This window comes from Microbacterium flavescens (assembly GCF_018588945.1).
Lineage (GTDB): Bacteria > Actinomycetota > Actinomycetes > Actinomycetales > Microbacteriaceae > Microbacterium > Microbacterium flavescens.
In genome coordinates this window covers 651033-676213 of sequence record NZ_JAFIWA010000002.1, presented here as the reverse complement: position 1 = coordinate 676213, position 25181 = coordinate 651033, and the positions used below count along the sequence as shown (strand labels likewise).

At 71.0% G+C, this 25181-nt stretch carries 29 protein-coding genes; 18 read left to right on the top strand and 11 right to left on the bottom strand.

Annotated elements, in window-relative coordinates; translation table 11 throughout:
* The first annotated feature begins 42 nt into the window (after positions 1-42).
* The 7 genes from JX005_RS06860 (at position 43) to JX005_RS06830 (ending at position 7751) form a co-directional block, all read left to right on the top strand.
* Entirely contained in the window at positions 43-780 is a 738-nt protein-coding gene (locus JX005_RS06860; RefSeq protein WP_214466651.1) for an NUDIX hydrolase, read from the top strand.
* 11 nt (positions 781-791) lie between these two features.
* The gene (gene nadA, locus JX005_RS06855; protein WP_214466650.1) at positions 792-2144 is read left to right on the top strand and encodes a quinolinate synthase NadA; all 1353 of its coding nucleotides are present in this window, start codon (positions 792-794) and stop codon (positions 2142-2144) included.
* Positions 2141-3721: an L-aspartate oxidase gene (gene nadB, locus JX005_RS06850; RefSeq protein WP_214466649.1), complete on the top strand. Its 1581-nt coding sequence runs from the start codon at positions 2141-2143 to the stop codon at positions 3719-3721. The genes nadA and nadB overlap by 4 nt, the downstream gene beginning before the upstream one ends.
* Positions 3715-4572, top strand: a complete 858-nt coding sequence (gene nadC / locus JX005_RS06845; protein ID WP_214466648.1) for a carboxylating nicotinate-nucleotide diphosphorylase — start codon at positions 3715-3717, stop codon at positions 4570-4572. Before nadB ends, nadC begins: the two co-directional genes overlap by 7 nt.
* 17 nt (positions 4573-4589) lie before the next feature.
* Positions 4590-5723 (top strand): cysteine desulfurase family protein, encoded by a 1134-nt coding sequence (locus JX005_RS06840; RefSeq protein WP_214466707.1) that lies wholly within the window; start codon positions 4590-4592, stop codon positions 5721-5723.
* An 8-nt stretch (positions 5724-5731) separates the two neighbouring features.
* On the top strand, positions 5732-6682 hold the full coding sequence (locus JX005_RS06835; protein WP_307858519.1) for a glycosyltransferase family 2 protein: 951 nt from the start codon (positions 5732-5734) through the stop codon (positions 6680-6682).
* Between the two features lie 175 nt (positions 6683-6857).
* Positions 6858-7751: a hypothetical protein gene (locus JX005_RS06830; protein ID WP_214466646.1), complete on the top strand. Its 894-nt coding sequence runs from the start codon at positions 6858-6860 to the stop codon at positions 7749-7751.
* A 75-nt stretch (positions 7752-7826) separates the two neighbouring features.
* On the opposite strand, the gene JX005_RS06825 is transcribed toward JX005_RS06830, so the two are convergent.
* On the bottom strand, positions 7827-9845 hold the full coding sequence (locus JX005_RS06825; RefSeq protein ID WP_214466706.1) for an ABC transporter ATP-binding protein: 2019 nt from the start codon (positions 9843-9845) through the stop codon (positions 7827-7829).
* Positions 9846-9898: 53 nt separating this feature from the next.
* On the opposite strand from JX005_RS06825, the gene JX005_RS06820 reads away from it, so the two are divergent.
* The 3 genes from JX005_RS06820 (at position 9899) to JX005_RS06810 (ending at position 12499) form a co-directional block, all read left to right on the top strand.
* Positions 9899-10111 (top strand): hypothetical protein, encoded by a 213-nt coding sequence (locus JX005_RS06820; RefSeq protein ID WP_214466645.1) that lies wholly within the window; start codon positions 9899-9901, stop codon positions 10109-10111.
* Between the two features lie 200 nt (positions 10112-10311).
* A complete protein-coding gene (locus JX005_RS06815; RefSeq protein ID WP_246533571.1) occupies positions 10312-11829 on the top strand; it encodes an MDR family MFS transporter in 1518 nt (505 codons plus the stop codon).
* A 91-nt stretch (positions 11830-11920) separates the two neighbouring features.
* Positions 11921-12499, top strand: a complete 579-nt coding sequence (locus JX005_RS06810; RefSeq protein WP_214466644.1) for a carboxymuconolactone decarboxylase family protein — start codon at positions 11921-11923, stop codon at positions 12497-12499.
* A gap of 33 nt (positions 12500-12532) precedes the next feature.
* Here the strand turns inward: JX005_RS06810 and JX005_RS06805 are convergent, their stop codons facing one another.
* The 3 genes from JX005_RS06805 to JX005_RS06795 all read right to left on the bottom strand — a co-directional run bounded on the left by JX005_RS06805 (position 12533) and on the right by JX005_RS06795 (position 14604).
* A complete protein-coding gene (locus JX005_RS06805; RefSeq protein WP_214466643.1) occupies positions 12533-13036 on the bottom strand; it encodes a hypothetical protein in 504 nt (167 codons plus the stop codon).
* 200 nt (positions 13037-13236) lie between these two features.
* Positions 13237-14070 (bottom strand): DNA-formamidopyrimidine glycosylase family protein, encoded by an 834-nt coding sequence (locus tag JX005_RS06800; RefSeq protein WP_214466642.1) that lies wholly within the window; start codon positions 14068-14070, stop codon positions 13237-13239.
* Between the two features lie 54 nt (positions 14071-14124).
* Positions 14125-14604, bottom strand: a complete 480-nt coding sequence (locus JX005_RS06795) for a GNAT family N-acetyltransferase (protein WP_214466641.1) — start codon at positions 14602-14604, stop codon at positions 14125-14127.
* Between the two features lie 133 nt (positions 14605-14737).
* On the opposite strand from JX005_RS06795, the gene JX005_RS06790 reads away from it, so the two are divergent.
* The 3 genes from JX005_RS06790 (at position 14738) to JX005_RS06780 (ending at position 15767) form a co-directional block, all read left to right on the top strand.
* Positions 14738-15040, top strand: a complete 303-nt coding sequence (locus JX005_RS06790; RefSeq protein ID WP_246533570.1) for a hypothetical protein — start codon at positions 14738-14740, stop codon at positions 15038-15040.
* 135 nt (positions 15041-15175) lie between these two features.
* Positions 15176-15505, top strand: a complete 330-nt coding sequence (locus JX005_RS06785) for a DUF7882 family protein (RefSeq protein ID WP_214466640.1) — start codon at positions 15176-15178, stop codon at positions 15503-15505.
* Positions 15492-15767: a hypothetical protein gene (locus JX005_RS06780; RefSeq protein WP_214466639.1), complete on the top strand. Its 276-nt coding sequence runs from the start codon at positions 15492-15494 to the stop codon at positions 15765-15767. The genes JX005_RS06785 and JX005_RS06780 overlap by 14 nt, the downstream gene beginning before the upstream one ends.
* Positions 15768-15780: 13 nt before the next feature.
* Here the strand turns inward: JX005_RS06780 and JX005_RS06775 are convergent, their stop codons facing one another.
* From JX005_RS06775 to JX005_RS06750, 6 genes are all read right to left on the bottom strand, one after another.
* Positions 15781-16110 (bottom strand): hypothetical protein, encoded by a 330-nt coding sequence (locus JX005_RS06775; protein ID WP_214466638.1) that lies wholly within the window; start codon positions 16108-16110, stop codon positions 15781-15783.
* Between the two features lie 9 nt (positions 16111-16119).
* Positions 16120-16635, bottom strand: coding sequence for an SRPBCC family protein (locus tag JX005_RS06770; RefSeq protein ID WP_214466637.1), 516 nt, complete (start codon positions 16633-16635; stop codon positions 16120-16122).
* 5 nt (positions 16636-16640) lie between these two features.
* Positions 16641-17375 carry a hemerythrin domain-containing protein gene (locus JX005_RS06765; RefSeq protein WP_214466636.1) on the bottom strand — a complete coding sequence of 245 codons (735 nt, stop codon included), beginning with the start codon at positions 17373-17375 and terminating at the stop codon, positions 16641-16643.
* 118 nt (positions 17376-17493) lie between these two features.
* The gene (locus JX005_RS06760; RefSeq protein ID WP_214466635.1) at positions 17494-18252 is read right to left on the bottom strand and encodes an SDR family oxidoreductase; all 759 of its coding nucleotides are present in this window, start codon (positions 18250-18252) and stop codon (positions 17494-17496) included.
* An 81-nt stretch (positions 18253-18333) separates the two neighbouring features.
* Positions 18334-18750: a sigma-70 family RNA polymerase sigma factor family protein gene (locus JX005_RS06755; protein ID WP_214466634.1), complete on the bottom strand. Its 417-nt coding sequence runs from the start codon at positions 18748-18750 to the stop codon at positions 18334-18336.
* Positions 18747-19652: an RNA polymerase sigma-70 factor gene (locus JX005_RS06750; protein WP_214466633.1), complete on the bottom strand. Its 906-nt coding sequence runs from the start codon at positions 19650-19652 to the stop codon at positions 18747-18749. Before JX005_RS06750 ends, JX005_RS06755 begins: the two co-directional genes overlap by 4 nt.
* Positions 19653-19826: 174 nt before the next feature.
* On the opposite strand from JX005_RS06750, the gene JX005_RS06745 reads away from it, so the two are divergent.
* From JX005_RS06745 to JX005_RS06725, 5 genes are all read left to right on the top strand, one after another.
* Positions 19827-20567, top strand: a complete 741-nt coding sequence (locus tag JX005_RS06745; RefSeq protein ID WP_214466632.1) for an alpha/beta fold hydrolase — start codon at positions 19827-19829, stop codon at positions 20565-20567.
* A 65-nt stretch (positions 20568-20632) separates the two neighbouring features.
* Positions 20633-21565 (top strand): alpha/beta fold hydrolase, encoded by a 933-nt coding sequence (locus tag JX005_RS06740; RefSeq protein WP_214466631.1) that lies wholly within the window; start codon positions 20633-20635, stop codon positions 21563-21565.
* A gap of 71 nt (positions 21566-21636) precedes the next feature.
* A complete protein-coding gene (locus tag JX005_RS06735; protein ID WP_214466630.1) occupies positions 21637-22158 on the top strand; it encodes a DUF1697 domain-containing protein in 522 nt (173 codons plus the stop codon).
* A 71-nt stretch (positions 22159-22229) separates the two neighbouring features.
* Positions 22230-22451 carry a hypothetical protein gene (locus tag JX005_RS06730; protein WP_214466629.1) on the top strand — a complete coding sequence of 74 codons (222 nt, stop codon included), beginning with the start codon at positions 22230-22232 and terminating at the stop codon, positions 22449-22451.
* A gap of 75 nt (positions 22452-22526) precedes the next feature.
* Positions 22527-23903, top strand: coding sequence for an NAD(P)/FAD-dependent oxidoreductase (locus JX005_RS06725; protein ID WP_214466628.1), 1377 nt, complete (start codon positions 22527-22529; stop codon positions 23901-23903).
* 10 nt (positions 23904-23913) lie between these two features.
* Here JX005_RS06725 and JX005_RS06720 read toward each other — a convergent pair whose 3' ends face one another.
* Positions 23914-25074 (bottom strand): ROK family transcriptional regulator, encoded by a 1161-nt coding sequence (locus JX005_RS06720; protein ID WP_307858518.1) that lies wholly within the window; start codon positions 25072-25074, stop codon positions 23914-23916.
* Between the last annotated feature and the right edge of the window lie 107 nt (positions 25075-25181).

The window sequence follows — 25181 nt, the reverse complement described above, 5'->3', positions numbered from 1 at the left end:
GTGTCACGATGACACTAAGATGATCGTGGAGTAAGAGTCATCATGACAAGAACCGAAGCCCGCACCCCCGCATCCGCCGCCGAGAGCGCCGCCGAGCAGACGCGCGTCGCCGTCTCCACGGTGATCTTCACGCTGCGCCGGCTCCCCGACAGCGAGACCGCCGGCGTGGTCCTGCCGCTCGTGCGCCGGACGCGCGATCCGCACGCGGGTCTGTGGGCGCTTCCGGGCGGGTGGCTGGACGTGACGGAGGGACTGGATGCCGCGGCATCCCGCACCCTCGCAGAGACGACCGGGCTGGCACCGAGCTATCTCGAGCAGCTGTACGCCTTCGGGGATGTCGACCGCTCCCCCACCCGAGTGATCTCCATCGTCTACTGGGCGCTCATCCGGCCCGATGCGTCGACGGCGCTCGGCGACCGCGGGGACGGGAGCGACGAGAACGTCCAGTGGTTCGATGCGGCCTCGCTGCCGCGGCTCGCCTTCGACCACAACGACATCGTCGACTACGCGCTGTGGCGCCTGCGCAACAAGGTGGGCTACAGCCGCATCGCCCACGGACTCCTCGCCGACGAGTTCACGCTCGCCGAGCTGCGCGAGGTGTACGAGGCCATCCTCGGCCGGCGTCTCGATCCCGCCAACTTCCGCCGGCAGGTCGAGAACTCCGGAACCCTCATCCCGACCGACCGCTTCCGCACCGGCAGCCACCGACCCGCGCGGCTGTACCGCTACAACCAGGACGTCGAACTCGCCGATCGCGGCCCGCTCGACAGCCGCCACTGAGAGAGCACGACATGTCCGCCGTCAACATCACCCTCCAGCCCCGGCCCGAGACCGATGCATCGGTCGATCACGCGATCCAGGCGATCGTGGCCGGGGCCTCCACCGCCGAGACGTGCACCACCGACCTCGCCGCGGGGCCGTGGGACTTCGACATCCGCCCCGGGTACGGACCCGGGTCGTCGATGGGCGACGTCATCCCGACCGGCTCGCCGCGTCAGGGCGAGCTTCCGCGCGAGTACCGCGAGGCGTCCGAGGAGGAGCTGGCCGCACGGGTCGTCGCCGCCAAGGCGGTCCTCGGCGATCGGGTGGTCGTGCTCGGCCACTTCTACCAGCGCGAGGAGGTCGTGGTCCACGCCGACTACGTGGGCGACTCCTTCCAGCTCGCCAACGCCGCCAAGGCGCACCCCGAGGCCGAGGCGATCGTGTTCTGCGGCGTGCACTTCATGGCCGAGACGGCGGACTTGCTGTCCCAGCCCGATCAGGCGGTCATCCTCCCCAACCTCGCCGCGGGGTGCTCGATGGCCGACATGGCCGACATCGACCAGGTCGAGGAGTGCTGGGAGCAGCTCGCCGACGTGTACGGCGACATGGACGCCCCCGACGCCGACGGGCTCGTCCCCGTCATCCCGGTGACGTACATGAACTCGTCCGCCGCCATCAAGGGCTTCGTCGGCCGCCACGGCGGCATCGTGTGCACGTCCTCGAACGCGCGCACGGTGCTCGAGTGGGCGTTCGCGCGCGGCCGCCGTGTTCTCTTCTTCCCCGACCAGCATCTCGGCCGCAACACCGCGAAGGCGATGGGCGTGCCGCTCGAGCAGATGCCGATGTGGAACCCCCGCAGGCCGCTGGGAGGATCGGATGCCGCGACCCTCGCGGACGCGCGCGTCATCCTGTGGCACGGCTTCTGCTCGGTGCACCGCCGCTTCAGCGTCGCGCAGATCGACAAGGCCCGCGCCGAGCACCCCGGCGTGCGCGTGATCGTGCACCCGGAGTGCCCGATGGAGGTCGTCGACGCGGCCGACGAATCCGGGTCCACCGACTACGTCCGCAAGGCCATCGAAGCAGCGACGGAGCCGACGACGTTCGCCATCGGCACCGAGGTCAACCTCGTGCAGCGCCTGGCGGCGCAGCATCCCCAGCACGAGATCTTCTGCCTCGACCCCGTGGTCTGCCCATGCTCGACGATGTACCGCATCCACCCCGGCTACCTCGCGTGGGTGCTGGAGGGCCTCGTCGAGGGCGAGGCGCGCAACCGCATCACGGTGCCGGCCGACGTCGCCGAGCCGGCGCGCCTCGCACTCGAGCGGATGCTCGCCGCCAAGCCGCCGGCCGCACCCGCGGCGGCGTGGGAGAACGCCTCATGAGCACGCACGTCGTCGTGGTCGGCAGCGGCATCGCCGGCCTCACGGTCGCGCTGCACGCCGTCGAGGACGGCTGCCGGGTGACGCTCGTCACGAAGGACGTGCTCGAGCATGCGAACACCCGGTACGCGCAGGGCGGCATCGCCGGCGTGATGTTCGACGACGACCGGGTCGACGACCACGTCCACGACACCCTCGTGGCGGGCGCAGGGCTCAGCGACGCCGAGGCAGTGCGCGTCCTCGCCCAGGAGGGACCGGCCCGCATCCGCGAGCTCATCGACCTCGGCGTCGCGTTCGACCGCGGCGACGACGGCGGCTTCGTGAAGGGTCTCGAGGCGGCGCACTCCTACCCGCGCATCCTGCACTCGGGAGGCGACGCGACCGGCACGGCGATCGAGAAGGCGCTCGTCGCGCGTCTGCGCGCGAGCCGCGTCGACGTCATCGAGCACGCCTTCCTCGTCGATCTGGTCGTCGACGGCGGCCGGGTGCGCGGCGTCGAGCTGCTCGTGGGCGACCGGGAGGCCACGGCTGCCTCCCCCGCCGTCGCGGGTCGACGTGAGGTCGTCGCCGCCGACGCCGTGGTCCTCGCGACCGGCGGCGCAGGCGAGCTGTACGCGCACTCCACCAACCCCGCCGTCGCGACGGGCGACGGCATCGCGGCGGCGCTGCGCGCCGGGGCCGACGTGCGCGACCTCGAGTTCTTCCAGTTCCATCCGACCGTGCTCGCGGTCGGAGACTCCTTCCTCGTCTCCGAGGCCGTGCGCGGCGAGGGAGCCGCCCTCCTCGATGAGGACGGCCGGCGCTTCGCATTCGACGCCCACCCCGACGGCGAGCTCGCGCCCCGCGACGTCGTCGCCCGGGCCATCGCCCACCGGATGGACCTGCAGGACGGACGCCCGGTCCTCCTCGATGCGACGCAGCTGCACAGCGACGACCCCGGCGAGCGCGCCGCGTTCCTCGCCCGCCGCTTCCCGACCATCGACCGCGCCGTACGCGACCGCGGCCTCGACTGGGCTCGGGAGCCGATCCCCGTGACGCCGGCCGCGCACTACCTCATGGGCGGCGTGACCACCGACCTCTTCGGCCGGACGACCCTGCCCGGCCTCTACGCGGTGGGCGAGGTCGCCCGCACCGGCGTCCACGGCGCCAACCGGCTCGCCTCGAACTCGCTGCTCGAGGGCGCGGTCTTCGGCGCCCGTGCCGGCGACGCGATCGCGAGGGACGCGGCATCCGGAGCCTGGCCCGCGGCGGCGAGCGCCGTGGTGGCGGCGCCCGCCGTGGACCCGGCGGACGATGGGCCCTCCTTCTCGCGCCCGGCGCTCCAGGAGCTGCTCTGGGAGCACGCCGGGCTCGTGCGCGACGAGACGGGGCTCGGGCACGCGGCATCCGTCCTCGCCCGCTGGCGAGCGCAGTCACGCGAGCCGCACACCGAGCTCGAGTTCGAGAACGAGAACCTTCTCATGGTCGCCGAGCACCTCGTCGCCGCCGCCCGCGTACGCCCGGAGTCGGTGGGAGCCCACTTCCGACGCGACGACCCCGTCGCGACGGCACCCGTCCGGCAGGAGGCCCTGGCATGCTGAACCGCGCCACCATCGACCGCGTCGTCGCGGCTGCGCTCGAAGAGGACGCGCCGTGGGGCGACGTCACGAGCGAGTACCTCATCGTCGAGTCCGCCGTCGCGCGCGCCGACCTGGTCGCCCGCGACAGCGGCGTCTTCAGCGGCGGCGAGGTGTTCGCAGCCGCGTTCCGGCTCACCGATCCGCGCACGAAGGTGGATCTCCACGTCGAGGACGGCGCATGGTTCCAGCCGGGCGACGTCCTTGCGACGGTCACCGGCCCCGCACGCGGTGTGCTCACCGCCGAGCGCGTCGGCCTCAACTTCACGCAGCGGATGTCGGGGATCGCGACGCTGACCGGCCGCTACGTCGCCGAGGTGGCGCACACCGGAGCGCGGATCGCCGACACCCGCAAGACGACGCCGGGGCTGCGGGCGTTCGAGCGGCACGCGGTCGTCAACGGCGGCGGTCACAACCACCGCTATTCCCTGTCCGACGCGGTCATGGCCAAGGACAACCACCTCGCCGTCCTGATGCGCAACGGCCTGTCGATCACGGCGGCGCTGCAGGGGGCGATCGCACGCCTGCCCCACACCACGCACGTCGAGGTCGAGGTCGACCGCCTCGACCAGATCGAGCCGGTGCTCGCAGCCGGCGTCGGCACGATCATGCTCGACAACTTCTCGCTCGACGACCTGCGCACGGGGGTGGCCCAGGTCGCCGGCCGTGCCACCGTCGAGGCATCCGGGGGCGTCTCCCTCGACACCGTGCGCGCCATCGCCGAGACCGGCGTCGACGTCATCTCCGTCGGTGCGCTGACCCATTCGGCCCGCGCGCTCGACCTCGGACTCGACGTGCGGATCGACGCGGGCTGAAGGTCCCTCCCATGAGCATGCTCTACCTCGACAACGCCGCCACCACGCCCGTGCGCCCGGAGGTGCTCGAGGCGATGATGCCGTACCTCACGCAGTGGTTCGGCAACCCGTCCAGCCACCACACCGTGGGCGAGGCTGCGGCCGATGCGCTGGCAGACGCCCGCGCCCGCGTGGCACGGCTGCTCGGCATGCGCGCGGGGGATGTCATCTTCACCTCCGGCGGGACCGAGGCCAACAACCTCGCCGTGAAGGGCATCGCCCTCGGAGCATGGCAGCTGACCGGCAGGCGTCACCTCGTCACCACGCCGATCGAGCACGAGTCGATCCTCGAGTCGGCCGCATACCTCGAGCGCATGCACGGTTTCGCCGTGACGCGGGTGCCCGTCGACCGCCAGGCACGAGTGCACCCGGATGCCGCGGCCGACGCCCTGCGCGACGACACCGCCCTGCTCACGATCGGGTACGCCAACAACGAGGTCGGGACGGTCCAGGACGTGGCCGCGATCGCCGCGATCGCGCGCGAGCGCGGCGTGCCCGTCCACGTCGACGCGGTGCAGGCCGCCGGGTGGCTGCCGCTGTCGGCTTCGGAGCTCGGGGTCGACGCGATCTCGCTCGCCGGGCACAAGGTCGGGGCGCCGAAGGGCACCGGCGTCCTCGCCGTGCGGGGACGCCTCCCTCTCGAGCCGCTCCTGCACGGCGGCGGTCAGGAACGGGGCCGCCGCAGCGGTACCGAGGACGTCGCGGGGGCGGTGGGCCTCGCGACCGCCCTCGAGCTGGCAGAGGGCGACCGGGCCGAGGCATCCGCTCGTGTCACCGCCATCCGCGACCGCTTCGTCGCCCGCGTGCTCGCCACCGTGCCGTCTGCCGAGCTGACCGGCGACCCGGTGCACCGGCTGCCTGGAACGGCGAGCTTCACGTTCGCCGGCACGAGCGGCGAGGCGGTGCTGCTCGAGCTCGAGCGGCGGGGCGTCGTCTCGTCCAGCGGCTCGGCGTGCGCGGCGGGCAGCGACGAGCCGTCGCACGTGCTCGTTGCGATGGGCGTCGACGCCGAGGTCGCGCGGACGGCGGTGCGCTTCACGTTCCCGCGCTGGCTGCGCCAGCCGCTCGACGCCGTCGCCGACGCGGTCGCGGCCTCCGTCGCGGCCGTATGATCGTGCGGGTGACCCCGCCGCGCGCCCCCGTCGTGACCGTCATCGTCCCCGGGTTCGACGTGGCAGAGTTCGCCGAGGAGGCGCTGGACTCGCTCCGCGCGCAGACCCTGGCGGAGTGGACGGCCGTGCTGGTGGACGACGGCTCGACCGACGCGACGGGCGACATCTTCGACGCGGCGGCCGCAGGCGATCCGCGGTTCCGGGTGGTGCACCATCGGTCGCAGAGCGGGTTGAGCGCCGCGCGCAACAGCGGGCTCGACCTCGTCGACACCCCGTTCGTCGCCTTCCTCGACGCCGACGACCGCTACACGCCGCGGGCCCTCGAGCTGCTCGTGGGAGCGGTGACCGAGAGCGGCAGCGACGTCGCCGTGGGTGCCTACGTGCGACTGCGGCCCGACACCGCCGGCGGCTACGCGCCCGGCGAGGTGCAGCCGTGGGTGGCCGCGGCGACCGACCCCGCCCGCCGCGGCACCACGCTCGAGGCCCATCCCGACGCCTCCGGCAACATCGTCGCCTGGTCCAAGGTGAGCCGGTTCGACCTGTGGCAGCGGGCGGGCCTCCGCTTCCCCGTGGGGAGGGCCTACGAGGACCAGATCCTGGCGCAGCAGATGTACACGCACGCTCGCGCGTTCGACGTGATCCCCGACGTCGTGGTGGAGTGGCGCGAGCGCGCCGACGGGTCGTCGATCACCCAGCACAAGGGCGAGCTGCCCGTGCTGCGCGACTACCTCGAGGCTCTCGCCGGTGGGATCGCGGTGCTGGATGCCGCAGCCGAGCCGCGGGCCGCGGCATCCCGCGTCCGTCTCATCCTCGCGATGGACCTTCCGCCGCTCGTGCAGCTCGGCCGCGAGCACCCCGACCCCGCCTACCGTCGCGCGGTGGGCGACTTCGTGCGCGTGCTGGCCGCGCGGGGGGTCACCCCGATCTCCGACGCCGTCGCCGAAGCGCTCACCTGGTAGCCGCCGGCTGCCGGCGCCCGGCGAGGCCGACTTGCCGATTGCGGCGGCTCCATCGCCGCAAGAGGCGCCACGAGTGGCACGTCGCGACTCCTCCACAGGGGCGAGAAGCGCGAGGACCGCAGGTAGGGCACGCAGAGGAGGCAGAGCGGATGCCGCAGGCCGCCACCATCGAGGGATGGCCAAGCGCACGGCACCGCTGCCCGAGGAACTTCGCGGCCGGGCCTTCGGAATCCACGAGGCCGAGGGCGTCTCGCGCAGCCGCCTGCGCGCCTCCGACGTGTGGATTCCCGCGCGAGGCACGCGACTGCCGACCGAGCTGACGTCGCTGCGCGACCGCTGCGCCGCGCACCAGCTCACGCTGCCCATCGGCGCGGCGTTCAGCCACCTCACCGCCGCGCGCCTTCTGCGGCTGCCGCTCCCGCGCTTCGACTCCGCCGACTCCGCCGGCACGATCGACGTCACCGTTCCTCGCGGCACTCGCGCGCCGCGCAGGACGGGCGTCGTCGCCCATCAACGGGAGCTCGAGGAGCACGACGTCTTCGTGCGCGGCGGCCTGCGGATCACCAGCCCGGCCCGCACGTTCCTCGACCTGGCGACGGTGCTCACGCTGGACGGGCTCGTGGCCGTCGGCGACAGGATCATCGCGCGGCGATCGCCGCTGGCGACGCGAGCGCGCCTTGAGCAGCGCCTCGCCGGCTCATCGGCGCGGGGCGTGCGGCTGGCACGGGAGGCGCTCGCTCTCGTCGACGACCGGAGCGAGTCGCCGAAGGAGACCGAGCTGCGGCTGCTGCTGACGCGCGCCGGGGTCGGCCCGCTGGCGACGAATCACGTCGTCACCGGCCGCGCGGGCTTCGTCGCCCGCGTCGATCTCGCGATCGTGGAACTCCGCATCGCGATCGAGTACGAGGGAGACCACCACCGCGACCCGTCGCAATGGCGCCGCGATATCGCACGGCGGCGGCGCCTCGACGCGCTGGGGTGGATCTATCTCCCGGTGACGCAGGCGGACCTCACCGATCCCCGCGCGCTCCTCGCCGACCTCCGCGCCGCGGTCGACCGACGCCCCTGACCGTCGAGTTGCCACTTCCGGTGCGTCTGACACCTGGCTGGTCGCCTTATATGGCAACTGGCCGACCAGGGCGGGTCAGGTGCCGGGCACCTCGGGGGTCGGCACCCACGGCTCGGCGGGAACCGGCGGCGCCACGACGGCTCGCGACGCCGGGTCGACCGGCGGGCGGTCGGCGCGCCGATCGGGATGATCGGCCGGCGGGTCGGACTCCTCGGCCTCGAGGATGCGCGAGGCGGCGAGCTGCTGCGCGGCGAGCTCGGAGTACAGCCCGCCCTGCTCGATCAGGTCTGCGTGGGTGCCCGACTCGACGATGCGACCGGCCTCGACCACGTGGATGACGTCGGCGGCGATCACCGTAGACAGACGGTGGGCGATCGACAGGGTCGTGCGCCCTCGAGCCGCCGCATCCAGCGCCTCCTGAACGACACGCTCCGACACGGTGTCGAGCGCTGATGTGGCCTCATCGAGGAGGAGCACGGGCGGGTCCTTGAGGAGGACCCGCGCGATCGCGATGCGCTGCTTCTCGCCGCCGGACAGCCGGTAGCCCCGCTCCCCGACGACGGTGTCGTACCCGAGGTCGAAGCCCTCGATGACGTGGTGGATGTTCGCGGCGCGGCACGCCGCCTCGAGCTCGTCGTCCGTCGCCTCAGGCCGGGCATAGCGGAGGTTCTCGCGGATCGTCGCGTGGAAGAGGTACGTCTCCTGCGACACGATCCCGACCTGGTCGATGATCGACTCCTGTGTGAGCCGTCGCACGTCTTCGCCGGCGAAGAGCACGGCGCCTCCGGATGCCTCGTACATGCGGGGCGTCAGATAGAGGATGGTCGTCTTGCCGGCGCCGGACGGCCCCACGAACGCGACGTGCTGACCGGGCTCGGCGGTGAAGGTGACGCTCTGCAGCGTCGGGCGGGCGTCTTCCGCGGCATCCGGATATCGGAAGACGACATCGCGGAACTCGATGCGGCCGATCGGGCCCGGCGCGTGCTGGACGTCGATGGCGTCCGGGGCGTCCTGGATGGCAGGGACGAGGTCGAGGTACTCGAAGATGCGCGCGAACAGGGCTGCCGACGTCTGCAGATCGAGGCTCACGCGCATGAGCCCCATGAGCGGCATCAGCAGGCGCGCCTGGACGGTCGTGAACGCGACGATCGTCCCCGCCGTGATGACGGCCTCTCCGCCGGTGATGAAGTAGCCGGCGACGAGATAGATCACGGCGGGAACGCTCGCCATGAGCACCTGGACGACGGCGAAGAAGCCCTGGCCGCTCATCGCGCGGCGCACCTGCAGCCGCACCTGGTTGCGGTTCTCGTCGGAATACCGTGCGGATTCGGCCCGCTGCCGGTTGAACGACTTCGACAGCAGGATGCCCGAGACGCTCAGCGTCTCCTGCGTGATGGAGGTGAGCTCTGACAGCGACTCCTGGGTCTCGCCGGCGATGCGCGCCCGCACCTGACCGACGCGGCGCTGCACGAAGATCAGGATCGGCATGAGCACGACGGCGATGATCGTCAGGCGCCAGTCGATGATGATCATCGCGATGAGCGACGCGATCACGGTGACGACATTGCCCAGGATGCTCGTGAAGGTGTTCGTGAGGACGCCCGAGACGCCGCCCACGTCGTTCTGAAGCCGCGACTGGATGACGCCGGTCTTGGTGCGCGTGAAGAAGCCCAGCTCCATCGACTGCAGGTGATCGAAGAGGGTCACCCGCAGGTCGCCGGTGACCTTGTTGCCGATCGTGGACGTGAACCACGTCTGCAGCACGCCGAGTCCGGCGGAGAAGAGGAAGAGCACGATCATGATGCCGACGAGCCGCCACAGGAGCGGCATGTCGGGCGACCCGCCGTCGACGGGGAAGAGCGCGTCGTCGAAGATGAGCTGCACGATGAGCGGCGGGATGACCGCGACACCCGCGCCCACCACGACCAGCACGGCCGTGACCGCCAGCGGCCACGCGTACGGACGGAAGAGGCCCACGACCCGGCGTCCGAGATGCGGGATCTTCGGCGCGGCGGCGTTCAGCTTCTTCTGCGAGGCGATGTCGACTGCGCGGAAGCCCGGGTGCCCGCCTCCGCCACCGCCCCCGCCACGCATGCTCACACCCGAAGCCTACTGACGGGCTCCCCCGCCCCCGCTACGCTTGCTCCATGGTCTCCACTCCTGATAACCCGCAGCACGACGGCTCCGACCTGGCGGCGCTTCGCGAGGAGATCGACGCCCTCAAGGCCATCCCCCAGGAGGAGCTGCTCAACCCCCTCCCCTCCAACGTCGAGGAGAACGAGCCCACACCGCACTCGACCGACGCGATCGGCACCGAGAAGTGGGATCGCCCGGCGTCGGAGGAGACGCTCGACAGCTGACCTCCGTTCCCTCGGGAGCTCCGTGCACCCGATGAGAAGCCGGATCGAATCCGGCCCAGCGGGAATGTCGTGTCCGACCCCGCAGTTATCCTGATGGCTTGCCGTTCTCGCGCGGCCATTCTCGCCATCGCCGCATGGCTCCTTCCTCGCCATCGCGCATGGCCGACCTTCGCCCCTTCGATCTCATGAGGAGACGACCTATGGCCGCCACCGACATGCACCCCACCACCGACGGCATCCGCACAGCCGCCCCCGTCACCCCCACGCTCGGCCCGCAGGAGAGCCGCGTCATCTGGCTGCTCCTCGCAGCCGCCTTCGTCGCGATCCTGAACGAGACGACGATGGGCGTGGCGATCCCGCACCTCATCACCGATCTCGGCATCACCGCGCTCTCGGCGCAGTGGCTCACGACGGCGTTCATGCTGACGATGGCGGTGGTCATCCCGATCACCGGCTTCCTGCTGCGCCGCTTCACCACGCGCACGATGTTCGTCGCCGCGATGGGACTCTTCTCCACCGGCACGCTCATCGCCTTCCTGGCGCCCGGCTTCCCGGTGCTGCTCGCCGCACGTGTCGTGCAGGCGTCGGGCACGGCGATCATGATGCCGCTGCTGATGACCACCCTCATGACCGTGGTGCCGCCGGCGATCCGCGGCCGGATGATGGGTCGCGTCAGCATCGTGATGTCGCTCGCCCCGGCGATCGGCCCGACGCTGGCCGGAGCGATCCTCAACAACTTCGAGTGGCGCTGGATCTTCGGCATCGTCCTCCCGATCGCCGTCGTGGCGCTCGTCGTGGGCGCCCGCTGGATCCACAACCTCGGAGAGACCACGCGCGCACCGATCGACGTGATGTCGGTCATCCTGTCGGCCCTCGGCTTCGGCGGACTCGTGTTCGGCCTCAGCCAGCTGGGTGCCGGCGGTCACGGCGGTGGAGCGGAGGCGGCGGCAGCAGCCGCCACGTCCACCACGACGCTCATCGTGTCGCTGTCGGTCGGGGTCATCGCGCTCGGGCTGTTCGGCTGGCGCCAGGTTCTGCTGCAGCGCAACGACGACGCGCTGCTCGATCTCCGGGTCTTCCGCAGCCGCAACTTCTCGCTCTCGATGGGGCAGATGGTCGTCATGTCGATGGCGTTCTTCGGCGCGATCACCGTGGTGCCGCTGTACCTGCAGGACGTCCTCGAGGTCGACCCGCTCACGACCGGCCTGGTCGTGCTGCCGGGCGCGCTCGCGATGGGCATCTCGGGTCCCTTCATCGGCCGCATCTACGACCGCTGGGGCACCACCGTGCTGCTCGTCCCGGGCGCGGTGATCACGTCATCGATGCTGTGGTTCTACACGACCTTCGGCGTGGACACCCCGGTGTGGCTCGTCGCGATCGCTCAGACCGTGCTGTCCTTCGGCCTGGCGCTGTCGTTCACACCGCTGTTCACCGCGTCGCTCGCGTCGCTGCAGCCGAAGTTCTACTCGTACGGCTCCGCCGTCGTCGGAACCGCGCAGCAGGTCGCCGGGGCTGCCGGCATCGCGCTGATGTTCGGTGTGATGGCCGCGGCGAACAGCGCTGCCACCGAGTCGGGCGCCGATGCACTCCACGCCGGCGCAGCCGGAACGCACGCCGCATTCCTCACGGCCGCGTTCCTCTCGCTGCCGCTCCTCGTCGGGGCGTTCCTCATCCGCAAGCCGGTCGACCAGCCGATGGGCGTCCCCGCCGCGCACTGACGCCGGGTGTCACCGGATGCCCCACCCCCTCGACGGGGGGTGGGGCATCCGGCATTCTGGGATCCGCCACCGACGTGGAGGAGGCCACCCGATGATCATCCAGACGACCGAACCCGATCAGGCCACCGGCCACGCGGCCGATATGTACGCCGGCGATGTCGATGACGTCGGCTTCGTCCTCTCCCACACGCGGGCGCTCGCGGTGAACCCCGACGCGCACGAGGCGTTCGAGGCGCTCCTGGGGGCGGTCATTCCGTCGATCGGCCTCCGCGTCTACGAGCTCGCGACGCTCGGAGCGGCCCGCGCGATCGGGTCGTCTCACTGCCTGCTGGCCCATGGGCGCAAGACGCTGCGGGCGAACCTCATGCACGAGGAACAGCTCGAGCGCCTCGGGCGCGACTACACGTCAGCGGGGCTGAGCGAGGCGGACGTCGCGGTGATGGCGTTCGCCGAGAAGCTGTCTCGCGAACCGCGAAACATGACCGACGAGGACTCCGAGAGGCTGCGCGCGGTCGGCTTCAGCGACCGTCAGATCGTCGACATCACGCTCGCAGCGGCGGCCAGAAATCTCATCAGCCGGGCGCTGCTCGCGCTGGCGGCGCCGACCGATGAACTGCCCGATCTCAGCCCGCGGCTCGTCGCGGCGCTGCTCTCACCGCTGAATCCATGAGCGGACACGCCGAAGCCGGCCGGCCCGGCGCACTCAGTGGTGGATGACGGCCTTCAGCACGATGAGGATCCCGCCGAAGGCCGCGGTGAGCAGCGCACTCACGAGCCGCGCCCACCAGTGGGTGCTCCAGCGCGCCACAGCCGTCCAGCCGAGTGCGCCCAGCACCACCGTGTTGACGATGAGGGCGCACCAGAGCGCCGTGTCGTCGGCGATGACGCGCGTCGTGCCGAGCAGCAGCACGATGAGAGGCGCGATGGAAGCGAGGAGCATGCCCGAGGACTGCCGGGCGGCGGCCGCGAGGCTCGATCTCAGCCCCCGCTGCCCTTCACTGACCGCCAGGCGACCGAGCGTGCCGGCGTAGACGTGTGCCGCGTAGAACACGACGACGGTCACCGCCACCGTGGTGAACGCGATCAGCGACGTGCTGCGGGCGCTCACGACGATCATGCCGGATACGAGGATCAGTCCGTAGATCGCCTCCTCCGACATGAGAACCCGGGCGATGCGCGGTGTGACATGGAGCTGGTCGTCGGTCATCGCGAGGAGCGTCGGGCGAGAGAGCGGACGATTGTCAGTCGGTGCTGCAGCTGCCGCCGCCGCAGCATGACCCGGCGGACTCGACGACCGTGAGGAGGTTCTTCTCTTCGGCGACGGGCTGAAGGGTCGGGGTGGGGAGTTGCGAAGAAGTCATTCCGCCATGCTACCCGCGGCGACGGCACCGGAGCCGTACGACGGGCTCACAGCAGGGCGCCGCCGGTCTGGCAGGTGGGGCAGTACTGCGCGGTCGTGCTCGCGAAGGAGAAGTCGCGCACGGTGTCGCCGCACACCGCGCACGCCTCGCCGGCGCGGCCGTGCACTCGCATGGCATCGACTTTCGCGGCCTTGAGGAGGTGGATCGGGATGCCGCGCCGTGCGTCGATCGCGCCGCGGACGGTCTGAATCGTCGCCCCGTACAGGCGATCCCGCGCGTCGTCGTCGAGCGCTGCCGCGTGGACGACGGGCGACACCTTCGCCAGGTGCAGGATCTCGTCGGAGTAGGCGTTGCCGATGCCCGCGATGGATTCCTGCTCCTGCAGGATCGCCTTCACCTGCTTGCGGCGGCCGCCGAGCGCGACGTCGAAGTCGTTCTGCGAGTAGGACGGATCCGCAGGGTCGGGGCCGAGCTTGGCGATGGCCGGCACCGCGACGGCGTCGTCGACGACGAAGAGCCCGAGCGAGACCCAGGTGCCGGCATCCGTCACTGCGAATGCCGTGCCGTCGTCGAGACCGATCTCTGCAAGCGCCGGCGCCGCATCGTCGGGAAGGTCGTCGCTCGCGTCGGCCTCACGCCAGCGCACCCACCCGTGGCGCCCCAGCGAGACGACCAGCTGCGTGTCGTCGCCGACGGCGACTGCGACGTGCTTGCCGTGGCGCTCCACCGCGCCGAGCGGGCGCCCCAGCAGCTCGGACGGGGGACGCTGCCGGGTCTTGATCGTGCGGAACTCGAGCACATCGACATCACTCACCGCACGACCGCGCACCCGCGCGTCGAGGAACTCGGCGAGCGCCTGAACCTCGGGAGACTCCGGCATGCCCCCATCCTGGCACCGGCCGCCGACAGGCGGAGAGCGAGTCCTGGCGACGCATCAGTCGAGGGTCTTGCGCAGAAAGACCTGCTCGATCCCGTCGTCCTGCTCGACACGCCCGGTCTCGCGATAGCCGCAGCGCTCATAGAGGCGCAGGTTGGCCTCGCTGAGCGATCCGGTGAAGAGCTCGGCCTCGCGGCATCCGCTCTCCTTCCCCCGCCGTTCCACGGCCTCGAGAAGCTGCGACCCGATGCCCTCCCCCTGGCGATCGGGGGCGATCGCCAGGCGGCCGATCAGCAGGAGGTCGCCGTCGACCTGGGCCCGCACCGCACCCACCAGGCGGCCGTGCTCGACGGCCACGCAGCCGAGATTCTCGACCAGCTCGGCGCGCAGCTCGTCGAGGGTCTGAGTGAGCGGGGGCATCTGCACGCTGTTGTAGATAAGCGCCTCCTGCACGAACGCGGCGCGCTGCAGGGTGAGCGTCTCGCCCGCATCGTCGGGGCGGATGTCACGGAGCTCGAGGGCGTCGGAAGCGGTCATGCCTCCTGTCTACCGCGGGAACACGACGATCGCGCACACCGGTCGAGAGCTAATGAGGGTTGTCGCGGATGTCAACCCCCTCGGTGCTCCGGCGACCAGCACGCATGATGCCTCCGACGAAAGCGAGAGAGCCATGACCATCGAAGCCGCGCCGGTCCACCATCTGGAGCTCGTGCCCCTGGGCGACAGCGCCTGGCGGTTGTGCGACCGCGCGCGTGGTCATCTGGACGGCGAGGACGGCACGCTCATCGCCTACGTCGAGCGGCTCCCCACCGGGTCATACGAGGCCGTGTGGGTGTACCACGGTCCGCGCGTCGAGACCTTCGCGTCGCTGGAGGCCGTGCTCGTCGCGGGCGCCCGCCGGCTGGCGACGAGCGTCAGCACGGACTCCAAGCCCGTGCCGATCCCGCACCGAGCACCGCTGTCGTTCCGTTGAGCCGGCGATCGTGGTCCGTAGCCGGGCGGTATGAGGGTGTCAAGGGAGTTGGCGCGGGCACGACCAGCCGAGACGCTGGTCTGGACGGCCCCACCTCATGATCGTCGCGCGATCTGGGTCGTCCGGAGGGTGACGATGGGAAAGTTCATCTACGACGGCAATGTGAGGGTCGACTTCGACGATCGCACGCTGGCGCACCTGCAGCTGGTGATCGGCACCAAACTGCGACGCGGTGAGCCGTTCCACTTCACCTGGAAGGACGACACGAGCATCGGCAACGGCCGCACGACCGTGTGGGTCCACCCGCGGTGCACGCTCGTCTACAAGTACTACGGCAGCCGAAAGCCGGCCATCAACATGGCCTGGATCGAGGCGCTCGTCTACACCGCCAACTCACCGGCCGGTCTCTACCTCGTGCCGGAACCCGCCGAGAAGCCGATGGAGAGCCACGATGAAGAGAATTGACATCGTCTACGGCGGCGAGCACTACAGCGTGGGGGGCCGAGACCTCGACTCGCTGCGCGATGAGATCGAGAAGGCAGTCGCGGGCGGGGTGGGGTGGATCACGGTCAATGACGGCGAAGGCGCGCCGCGGTGGGCCCACCTGCTGCTGACCGCCGGTGTGCCGCTCGCGGTCATCCCCATCCCCGACGACGCTCCCGAAGTCGCCGGAGGGTCCCTGTGGGATTCCGACGGGAACGAGGTCCACCCCGAGTTGCGCGCCTGAGCCCACTGCAGGCTCAGGTCTCCCAGTTCCAGTCCATGTCCGTCGGGGCCTCCGTGTCCGCCCGCGCGGTCGGGTGGAGACGCCGTGTGAGGCCTTCGAGGTGCGCCACCACGTCCGGGCTGTCCGGCTCGCTCAGGTCGGTGTCGACCTCCCGCGCCACGATCTGACTGGCGGGGCCCACCAGGAACACCGCGGTCGTGATCGTGCCGTCGTCGCCGACTATGGGGATCTCGACGGTGGCCGCGTTCCGACCCTCAGCGAGCGCCGCGCCGTAATCCATGAGGGCCTGGGCGATCGCATCGCTCGTGAGAAACTCGCTCCCCGCATACACCAAGGCCTTCATGAGCCATGTCTAACGGACCTGAGTCGGAGTCGCAGGGGGCTTGCGTGATCCGGAAGCGGTCGCTATCTGCTCGGACTTAGCCGCGTCGCGGTCCTCGGCATCCAGCACCCGCGTGAGCCCGCGGAAGTCCCGCATGAGGATCCACCGCCAGGCGACGTCGGGAAGGAGGGCCGTCAGCTGCAGCCAACCCGCGATGTCGCCCTCGTAGCGGGCACGCACGCGCGTGCCCCGGTCCTCCGGCCGGCAGACGTATTCGACCCGTGAGTTCCACGGGGAGGTCGAATGCCACACGACTCGTTCCCCTTCATCCACCGCTTCGAGCACGTCGGCGAACCGCACACGGAACGGACCGATGCGGTCGACGGCCCACCAGCGACTCCCGATATCCGGTGGCCCCTCGCCGATGCGCTGACGGAACGCGACGGCCGGCGCGAAGTCCGGCCAACGAGCGGGATCGGCCAGGTACGGGTAGACGCGGCTCGGCGGGTGCGGAAGGAGCACGTCGAGCACTACGAGCTTCCACATGGTGGTCACACCATCGCGGGGACGGGGCGATCGGGGTAGAGGTCGCGCATCGCGCGGTCGTACTGCCTCTTCAGCAGTAGCTGGTACAGCACTCGGATCGGCATCGGGATGTTCGCCCGCATCCACTCCTGACGCTCGTCCGGAGGGACGCTGGCGATCAGCAGGCCGGCCTGCAGCGCCATGATGTCGCGGCCGAGCTCCTTCCTGTGCGCGGACAGCTCGGCGCGTGTGTGCTGTTCCATCCAGTCCCATTCCTGCTGGGAGAGCACCGCGCCGGCGACGGGCATGATGGCGCTCTCCTCGTGGCCGAGATGCGCGGTGAGCGTGTCACGCAGGGCGTCGATGTCGCGGGCGAGAGTCTCCCCGCGCTCAGTGTCGGCGGAGGCGACCCACGGCGGCAGCTGCGGCTCGATGCGAGCGAGGTGGCTGGCCACCTCGGCGTGCTCAGCACGCATCTGCTCGACGTGCAGCGCGCATCCGGGATCGCGGGAGGCGAGCCGATCCCACAGGGCCAGGTCCTCGGTTTCGTGATGCATGTGGAGAGCGAAGAAGTCGAGGTTGGCGTACCGTCCGACGATCGCCGCACGGCCGGTGTCTGCGGGCTTCACCTCGCGGATGAGCTGCGGCAGCTCACTGTAGAGCCAGCGAAAGATGCGATGCACGAGGATCAGCCCCGAGGTGTCGCATCCGGCTTCCTGGCCTTCGGGCATCGCCCCGGACGAAGGCAGCTTGGTGACCATGTCGCACTCCCCAGTGTCGTCCGCCGGTCACGGGTCCGCGGATCGGTGGCGCGGACAGCCGAACGATACACCCGCGGGGCGGGTGTGCACAGCACCCGCCCCGCGCCGCTCCCTGTGATCAGCCGCGCGGCGGGTTGGCCGGCAGCCACTGCTCCAACGAGGTCTCGAAGGTCTGCACGCCATCGACGGGCATGAGCGTGCGCTCCTCCATGCGCGCGCCGAAGTACGGCGCGTCGGGGTCTGTCACGACCTCGCGGGGGTCCTCGCGGAAGGCCAGCCCTCGCCGCACCATCTCATCGAGTCCCATGGCCTCGGGCCCCGCGATCTCGACGTCGGCGTTCAGAGGCGCGCCCGCGGCGGTACGCGCGACCGCGGTCGCGACGTCTTCGGCCGCGATGGGCTGGACCAGGTTCCCCGGCAGATGCAGGGCGTCTCCGTCGCCGGAGACGGCCGCGATCCCGCCGATGAACTCGAAGAACTGAGTCGCGTGCACCAGCGAGTACGGGATTCCCGATGCCCGGATGAGCTCCTCCTGCCGGGCCTTCGCCGCGAAGTAGGAGATGGTGTTCGGACGGTTCGTGCCCACGACGGTCAACGCCACGTAGTGCCCGACCCCCGCCTCCCGCGCCGCCGCGACGATGTTCCGCGTCGACGTCGTGAAGAACTCCCGCACGTCGTCGGGGGCGAACGACGGCGAGTTGGACACGTCCACCACGACGTCGGCGCCGCGCAGCACCGCCGAGAGGCCCTCGCCGGTGATCGTGTCGACCCCCGAGCTGGGCGAGGCCGCGATGGCATCGTGGCCGTGCTCGGCCAGCTTCGCGACCACTTTCGAGCCGATGAGGCCGGACCCTCCGATGACGACGATCCTTGACATGACGAGCCTTTCGTTCCGGAGCGCGAAGGTGCGCTCCCCAGCTCTGACCAGGCGGACTGCCGATCTGTGACGCGGCCCTGCTCAGCAGGTCCAGGTCGTCAGCTTGTCGGGGTTGACCACGAGCCACGCCTCGAGGATGAGCCGACCGCGCGTCCGCAGGGCGAGCACCCCCGTCGCCCGTCCCTGCACGCAGACGACGACACCGGGCGCTCCGTTCACAGAAGCCACACGCAGCCTCGCTGCCGAGGCGGAGAGCACGCCGGCGAGATATCCCGCCACCTCGGACGCCCCGTCGAGGGCCGAGGTCGGCGCCGCCACGACGCCCCCGCCGTCGATCGTGAGCCGGACGCCGGGATGCAGCATCCGCTTCAGTCCTCGCTCGTCTCGCGCCTCAGCCGCCGCGACGACCGCGCGGACAAGGCGCTCGTCCGCCCGCGCGCGCGACGTCGGGCTCCGCGAGGAGCGCTGCAGCCACCACGCGCGGGACCTGCCGGTCACGCCCCTGCCCGGGCGACGTGCCCGAGCTTGTCCGGACTCATGATCCAGTGGATCTGACGGATGCCGTCATCCGACGCCGTGATCATGGCCACGGTCGTCACGACTCCACCCTCGGAGATCGTCGCCGCCGGGCGGCCGTTGAGCTCGACCCAGTCGATCGTCTTGCCGATCCAGAAATGGCTGGAGAACGCGGCGATGAACTTCGCCACTCGACTGCGACCGGCGACCGGGATGCGTGCGGCGAGCTTCACGCCGTTGCCGTCCGTCGTGCTCACGACATCGTCGGCGAAGAGCTTCTCGAGGTCGCTTACGTCTCCCGACTGTGCGGCGGCCAGGAACGCCTCGAGCAGCCGGCGCTGCTCGGCGGCGGCGACCTCCGCCCGCCGCTCCGAATCGAGATGCTTGCGCGCGCGACTGACGAGCTGCCGTGCGCTGGCGACGGTGGCGCCGACTATCTCGGCGATGCGCTCGTACGGGTAGTCGAGAGCCTCGCGCAGGATGTACGCGGCACGCTCGGTGGGTGTCAGCTTCTCGAGCATGAGCAGGATGGCGAACTGCAGGGCTTCGCCCCGTTCGGCTCCGAGCGCGGGGTCGGCATCGGTGTTGATCGGCTCGGGGAGCCACGGCCCGATGTATGTCTCACGGCGCGCGCGGGCGGACTGCGTCGCGTTGATCGACAGCCGCGTGGCGACCGTCGCGAGGAACGCGCCCGGCTCGCGGATGTCGGACCGGTCGGCGCCCTGCCAGCGGATCCACGTCTCCTGCACGATGTCCTCGGCATCGGCGACCGTGCCGAGCATGCGGTAGGCGATGCCGAAGATGCGCCGCCGGTGCTCGTCGAAGACGACGACCGCGAGCGCGATGTCGTCGGGGTCGTGTGTGGGTGGTGTGCTGTCGCTCATCGCGTTGCCGCTCCCGTCGCCGCGCTCAGCGTACGCCCGCGCGTTTTCCAGCTCAGACCGGATGGCCCCCCGATCTGTGACACCGGAGCCGATTCCCGGCCATCTGTCACATCCCCACGCCCTGCCCGGTCGTAGCTCTCAGCACGGCAGCATCCACCCTCGAAAGGAACCGACATGTCCGAGCAGAAGCCCACCATCGTCCTCGTCCACGGCGCCTTCGCCGAGTCGTCCTCATGGAACGGCGTCATCGCGCAACTGCAGCAGCACGACGTGCGCGCGGTGGCCGTCGCCAACCCGTTGCGCAGCCTGGCCGTCGACGCCGCCTACGTGCGGGACGTGCTCGCCTCGATCGAAGGCCCGGTGGTGCTCGTCGGCCACTCGTACGGCGGCCTCGTCATCACCGAGGCGGCCGCCGGCAGCGAATCCGTCGTCGGCCTCGTCTATGCCTCGGCCTTCGTGCCCGACACCGGCGACAGCGCCTTCAGCCTCTCGACCAGCGCTCCCGGCAGCACTCTCGGCGAGGCACTGGACGCCTACCCCGTCTCGACCGGCGGCAACGAGTTCGTCATCCGATCCGACGCGTTCCACCACCAGTTCGCCGCAGACGTCTCGACCGAGGTCGCCGCCCTCATGGCGGCCACGCAGCGCCCGGTCACCGAGGCCGCGCTGTCGGAGGGCCTCCCGACGACGCGTCCGGCGTGGCGCGACATCCCGTCCTGGCACGTCTTCGGCGACCAGGACCTCAACATCCCCGCAGCGGTGTTCCGCGCGGGTGCGGAGCGCGCGGGATCGCGCGGCACCCGCGAGATCGCCGGAGCCTCGCATGCGATCTCGGTGTCGCAGCCGGCCGCCGTCGCCGCGACCATCGCGGAGGCCGGCCGGACCTACATCGCGAGCCGCGCGGCCGCTGCGTGACCGAACGGCGGCACTCCGGAAGACCCCCGGTCTCCGGGGTGCCGCCTCCACTCGAGGAGCACCTCATGCCCACGACCTTCACCACTCCCCTGCGGACCGTCGACGCCGGCGAGCTCACCGTCGCGTACCTGGATGCGGGAGACCCGACCGCCGAGCCCGTCGTGCTCCTGCACGGCTTCCCGTACGACGTGCACAGCTATGTCGACGTCGTGCCGCTGCTGACGGACGCCGGGTTCCGCGTGCTGGTGCCCTACCTCCGCGGCCACGGCCCCACCACATTCCGCGACGCGCGCACCGTGCGCTCCGGCCAGCAGGCCGCTCTGGGCGCCGATCTCCTCGCCTTCATGGACGCCCTGCACCTCCACGAGCCGATCCTCGCCGGCTACGACTGGGGCGCGCGCGCCGCCTGCGTCGTCGCCGCGCTGTGGCCGGACCGCGTGGGAGGCCTGGTGTCGGTCAACGGCTACCTGATCCAGGACATCGGGGCCGCAGGCGTCCCCCTCGCTCCGAGTCTCGAGGCGGGATTCTGGTACTTCTGGTACTTCGCCACGGAGCGCGGCCGCGCCGGGCTCGCCCGCGATGCGCGGGGCATCGCCGACGTCATCTGGCGACGGAACTCCCCCGCCTGGTCGTTCGACACCGCGACCCTCGACCGCGCCGCCGCCGCGTTCGAGAACCCCGACTACGTAGACGTCGTGATCCACTCGTACCGCCACCGGCTCGGCCTCGAACCCGGCGCGCCTCAGCATGTCGCGCAGGAACGACGGCTCGCCGAGCAGCCTCCCATCCCGGTTGCGACGATCACGCTCGACGGCATGGCCGACGGCAACTTCCCCGCGACCGACGGCTCGCAGCACGACCGCTTCTTCACGGGCCCGCGCGAGCATCGCCGGATCCCGGATGCCGGACACCACCTGCCCGCGGAAGCTCCGCACGCCTTCGCCGAAGCCGTTCTCGACGTCGCCGAGCCGCCAGGCGACGGCGCCGGAACGCCCTGAGGGCCGTCGGGACGGGTCTGTCGGGCGGGCTCGTCGCCTTACCTGTCGGATCTCCCTCCTACGCTCGAGGCATGCGCTGCGTCGCCTTCATGCGGAACGTCAACCAAGGCCAGCGGGGCCATCCCGCGACCGCCGACATCCTGGCGGGGTTCGCCGACGCCGGATGCCCCGATGCGCAGACCTTCCAGAGCAACGGCACCATCGTCTTCGAGTCCGACCAGCCCGCCCGCGCGGTCGAGTCGGCGGAAGAGGCGATCGCGGCCCGGTCCGGCCAGACGCGCGACATCCTGTGGATCCCGCTCGCCGACCTGATCACGATCGTCCATGAGCATGCCGGGGCGTCCGATGCGCACAGGGTCGAGTTCACCCTGCACAGCGGCGGAACGATCGACGGGCGCTCGCCCGAGGTGGCCACCCTCACTGCGCAGCACCGCTGCTCGATCGTCGACGCCGGTCCCGGCTGGGCGCTCGTCCGCAACGACGTCGAGCGAGAGGGGCACGCGACTCCGGTGCTCGAGCGGCTCACCGGCGGCCGGGCGAGCTCACGCGGACTGCCGACCCTCATCCGGCTGATCGCCCGGTTCGCATACTGACGGCTCGCGCACGACAGCACCGCCCGCGTCAAGGGGGTGCAAAAGATTTCCGGACGTACCAGGGTGAGCGCATGAGCCTCCACAACGCGCACCTTCACGTCGCTCCCGACGATGACCGCGCCGAGACGATCGAGCAGGTCGTGGCCGAGCTGGAGGACGACATCCGCCATGGCCGGGTGTCGGACGACGTCAGCCACCTCCTGGGTCAGCGGCTGGAGTCGGCAGGGGTGTCCCTGCCGCCGAACGCGGTCGACGACATCGCGGAGGCGATCGAGACCGACGTCTCGCTGTAGCGGGGCACTCGTCCACGCGGGTGGGCGACCACCCGCGCCATTGACGGGACGCACGCCGCCTGCTCTCATGGGCGCATGGAGTCGATCGTCGACGTCGACTACCTCGTCATCGGAGCCGGGGCGATGGGGATGGCGTTCGTCGACGCGCTCACGGAAGCCGGTGAGAACGCGTCTGTCGCGATCGTCGACCGTCGTCATGGCGCGGGCGGCCACTGGCTCGACGCGTACGGCTTCGTCCGGCTGCACCAGGCGTCGGCGTTCTACGGTGTCGCCTCCACGCTGCTCGGCGGCGGGCGCCTGCAGACCGACGGCCCCGAGCGCGGGCTCCACGAGCGCGCCAGCGCAGCGGAGGTGTGCGCGTACTACGACCGCGTGCTGGCCCGCCTGACCGCCACCGGCCGCGTCTCCTTCCACGGTCGCACCGAATACGACGGCGATCGCCGCTTCACCTCGCTCGTGAGCGGCGCGCGACACCACGCCCCTCGCGCGCGCGTCGTCGACGCCCGTTACCTGTCGCCCGACATCCCGTCTCTCACTCCCCCACCCTTCGCGGTCGAGGAAGACACGCACGTGATCGCGGTGAACGACCTCGTGCGCCTCGCCGAGCCACCCGGGCACTTCGTCGTCGTGGGGGCGGGCAAGACGGCGACCGACACCTGCGTGTGGCTCCTGCAGCAGGGTGTGGAGCCGAACGCGATCACCTGGGTGCGGCCGCGCGATCCGTGGCTCCTCAATCGCGCGGTGATCCAGCCCGACCCGGCGATCTTCCTCGGCATGGCGGCCGACACGATGGCCGCGGCCGCGGCGGCCAGCAGCCCCGACGACGTCTTCCTGCGGCTGGAGGATGCGGGCATCGTGCTGCGCATCGACCCCGGGGTGACCCCGACCATGGCAAAGACTCCCACGCTCGCGGCGTGGGAGCTCGACTCCGTGCGCACCATCGACGACGTGGTCCGCCGCGGCCACGTCCGATCCGTCGCACCCGGGCGCCTCCGCTTCTCGGACGGCGACGTCCGCGTGCCCTCGGACGCGGTCGTGGTCCATTGCGCCGCCGAGGGGCTCAAGTATCCGGGTCTGCGGCCGATCTGGACTCCCGAGGCCATCACTCCGCAGCCCGTGCGCGTCGGATTCCCGTGCTTCGGTGCGGCGATCGTGGGTCGTGTCGAGGCGACCCGCGACGATGACGCCGAGAAGAATCGCGTCTGCCGGCCGTCGCCGTACTCGAACACGACCGCGGACTGGGCGACCATGCAGATCATCGGCGGGGACGCATCGCTGGCCCTGACGAACGAGTCCGACCTGCGTGCGTGGTCGAACGAGACCACGCTCAATCCGGCGCGCATCCCGGCCGACCGGGCGGACGATCCGTCGGTGGTCGCGGCCAAGGCGCGCCTCAAGGACAACGTGGCCGCGGGCCGCGCCCGTCTGCTCGAGTTCGCCGGACGATCCTGAGCCCGGCGCCTCAGCCGGGCGCGGCGAACGCCAGGAGATCCAGCGCTCCCGCGCGTGCCGCCTCCACCGCAGCGAACACCGCCCCCACCGAGACGATGTCCGCACCCAGAGCCGAGGCGACGAGCTCCGGTGCGGGCAGGTCGAGCTCCTGCGGCAGCGCCCGCACGGCCGCCTCGATCACCGGGCCCGCACCCTCGGCCACCGCACCCGAGACGATGACCCGCTTCGAGTCGAAGACGCTTCCCAGCACACCGGCGATGACGGCCAGCGTCTCTCCGACCTGTCGCGCGATGTCCAGCGCGCCGGGATCGCCCTCCCGCGCGAAGCCCAATACCGTCCTGCCGTCGATATCCGCGGTGTCGAGCTGACGCAGAGCGCTCGCAGCGGGCAGTCGATCCTCGGCTGCCGCCTTCCGTGCCAGCTCCGCCGCCCGGTGCCCAAGTCCCCATGCCCCCTCGACGCCGATCACGTGATCGAAGGCGACCATCTCGGCCGCGCCCCCGTGTGCGCCTCGGAGAAGCCGCCCGTCGACGCACACCCCGGCGCCGAGACGCTCCCCCGCCAGCAGCGCCACGAAGTCGTCGTATCCGACGGCCGCACCCACGGCATGCTCCGCCACGGCGGCGAGAGACGCATCGTTCTCGATCCGCACGAGCGGCGCCCACGCGCTGAAGAGCTCCAGGAAGCCCGGGTTCATCCGGTGCCAGAAGTCCGTGCGGTGCGGTGGCGACCCGCCCCGAGCATTCACGGGAGCGGGCACCCCGATGCACACCGCCGCCACCTCCGAGTGTGTGCGGCCGGCGTCGGCGAGCACGGCGTCGACCACGTCTGACGCGGCCCGTCTCCGACCTTCCGCCGAGTCGCGCGCGGCCGTGACGGGAGTTCGCCGCACGGCGACTGCGCTGCCGCGCAGATCGGCCAGCGTCGCCGTGACGTTCCCACGCCCGGCGTCCACGCCCACGACGTACGCAGCATCCGGCCGGAAGGCGAACCGTCGCGCCGGCCGGCCCTTGCTGTACTCGCCCCCCGCGCGGGCGTTCGGAAGCTCGACCACCAGCCCGCGGGCCACGAGTTCCTCGAGCACATCGATCGCCGTCGATCGCGTCAGCCCGACCGCCTCGAGCACATCCGAGGCGGTGAAGACTCCGCCGTGCCACGCGTACCCGAGCACCGCCTCGAGACTCGCTCGACGGAGGCTCGAAGCATGGAGCGGAGGTTGAGACAAGAGCATTGACCTTTCTCTGGGTCTCTTGCAATCATGAAGTAACGCCATTTGAT

Coding starts and splice junctions, on each gene's coding strand:
- JX005_RS06775 (WP_214466638.1), bottom strand. CDS start 16,110: ATGAAGGCCTTGGTGTATGCGGGGAGCGAGTTTCTCACGAGCGATGCG.
- JX005_RS06735 (WP_214466630.1), top strand. CDS start 21,637: ATGCGCTGCGTCGCCTTCATGCGGAACGTCAACCAAGGCCAGCGGGGC.
- JX005_RS06760 (WP_214466635.1), bottom strand. CDS start 18,252: ATGTCAAGGATCGTCGTCATCGGAGGGTCCGGCCTCATCGGCTCGAAA.
- JX005_RS06805 (WP_214466643.1), bottom strand. CDS start 13,036: ATGACCGACGACCAGCTCCATGTCACACCGCGCATCGCCCGGGTTCTC.
- nadC (WP_214466648.1), top strand. CDS start 3,715: ATGCTGAACCGCGCCACCATCGACCGCGTCGTCGCGGCTGCGCTCGAA.
- JX005_RS06780 (WP_214466639.1), top strand. CDS start 15,492: ATGAAGAGAATTGACATCGTCTACGGCGGCGAGCACTACAGCGTGGGG.
- JX005_RS06725 (WP_214466628.1), top strand. CDS start 22,527: ATGGAGTCGATCGTCGACGTCGACTACCTCGTCATCGGAGCCGGGGCG.
- JX005_RS06810 (WP_214466644.1), top strand. CDS start 11,921: ATGATCATCCAGACGACCGAACCCGATCAGGCCACCGGCCACGCGGCC.
- JX005_RS06830 (WP_214466646.1), top strand. CDS start 6,858: ATGGCCAAGCGCACGGCACCGCTGCCCGAGGAACTTCGCGGCCGGGCC.
- JX005_RS06750 (WP_214466633.1), bottom strand. CDS start 19,652: ATGAGCGACAGCACACCACCCACACACGACCCCGACGACATCGCGCTC.
- JX005_RS06770 (WP_214466637.1), bottom strand. CDS start 16,635: ATGTGGAAGCTCGTAGTGCTCGACGTGCTCCTTCCGCACCCGCCGAGC.
- JX005_RS06730 (WP_214466629.1), top strand. CDS start 22,230: ATGAGCCTCCACAACGCGCACCTTCACGTCGCTCCCGACGATGACCGC.
- JX005_RS06800 (WP_214466642.1), bottom strand. CDS start 14,070: ATGCCGGAGTCTCCCGAGGTTCAGGCGCTCGCCGAGTTCCTCGACGCG.
- nadB (WP_214466649.1), top strand. CDS start 2,141: ATGAGCACGCACGTCGTCGTGGTCGGCAGCGGCATCGCCGGCCTCACG.
- JX005_RS06745 (WP_214466632.1), top strand. CDS start 19,827: ATGTCCGAGCAGAAGCCCACCATCGTCCTCGTCCACGGCGCCTTCGCC.
- JX005_RS06765 (WP_214466636.1), bottom strand. CDS start 17,375: ATGGTCACCAAGCTGCCTTCGTCCGGGGCGATGCCCGAAGGCCAGGAA.
- JX005_RS06825 (WP_214466706.1), bottom strand. CDS start 9,845: ATGCGTGGCGGGGGCGGTGGCGGAGGCGGGCACCCGGGCTTCCGCGCA.
- JX005_RS06820 (WP_214466645.1), top strand. CDS start 9,899: ATGGTCTCCACTCCTGATAACCCGCAGCACGACGGCTCCGACCTGGCG.
- JX005_RS06790 (WP_246533570.1), top strand. CDS start 14,738: ATGACCATCGAAGCCGCGCCGGTCCACCATCTGGAGCTCGTGCCCCTG.
- JX005_RS06840 (WP_214466707.1), top strand. CDS start 4,590: ATGCTCTACCTCGACAACGCCGCCACCACGCCCGTGCGCCCGGAGGTG.
- JX005_RS06785 (WP_214466640.1), top strand. CDS start 15,176: ATGGGAAAGTTCATCTACGACGGCAATGTGAGGGTCGACTTCGACGAT.
- JX005_RS06740 (WP_214466631.1), top strand. CDS start 20,633: ATGCCCACGACCTTCACCACTCCCCTGCGGACCGTCGACGCCGGCGAG.
- JX005_RS06860 (WP_214466651.1), top strand. CDS start 43: ATGACAAGAACCGAAGCCCGCACCCCCGCATCCGCCGCCGAGAGCGCC.
- JX005_RS06815 (WP_246533571.1), top strand. CDS start 10,312: ATGGCCGCCACCGACATGCACCCCACCACCGACGGCATCCGCACAGCC.
- nadA (WP_214466650.1), top strand. CDS start 792: ATGTCCGCCGTCAACATCACCCTCCAGCCCCGGCCCGAGACCGATGCA.
- JX005_RS06795 (WP_214466641.1), bottom strand. CDS start 14,604: ATGACCGCTTCCGACGCCCTCGAGCTCCGTGACATCCGCCCCGACGAT.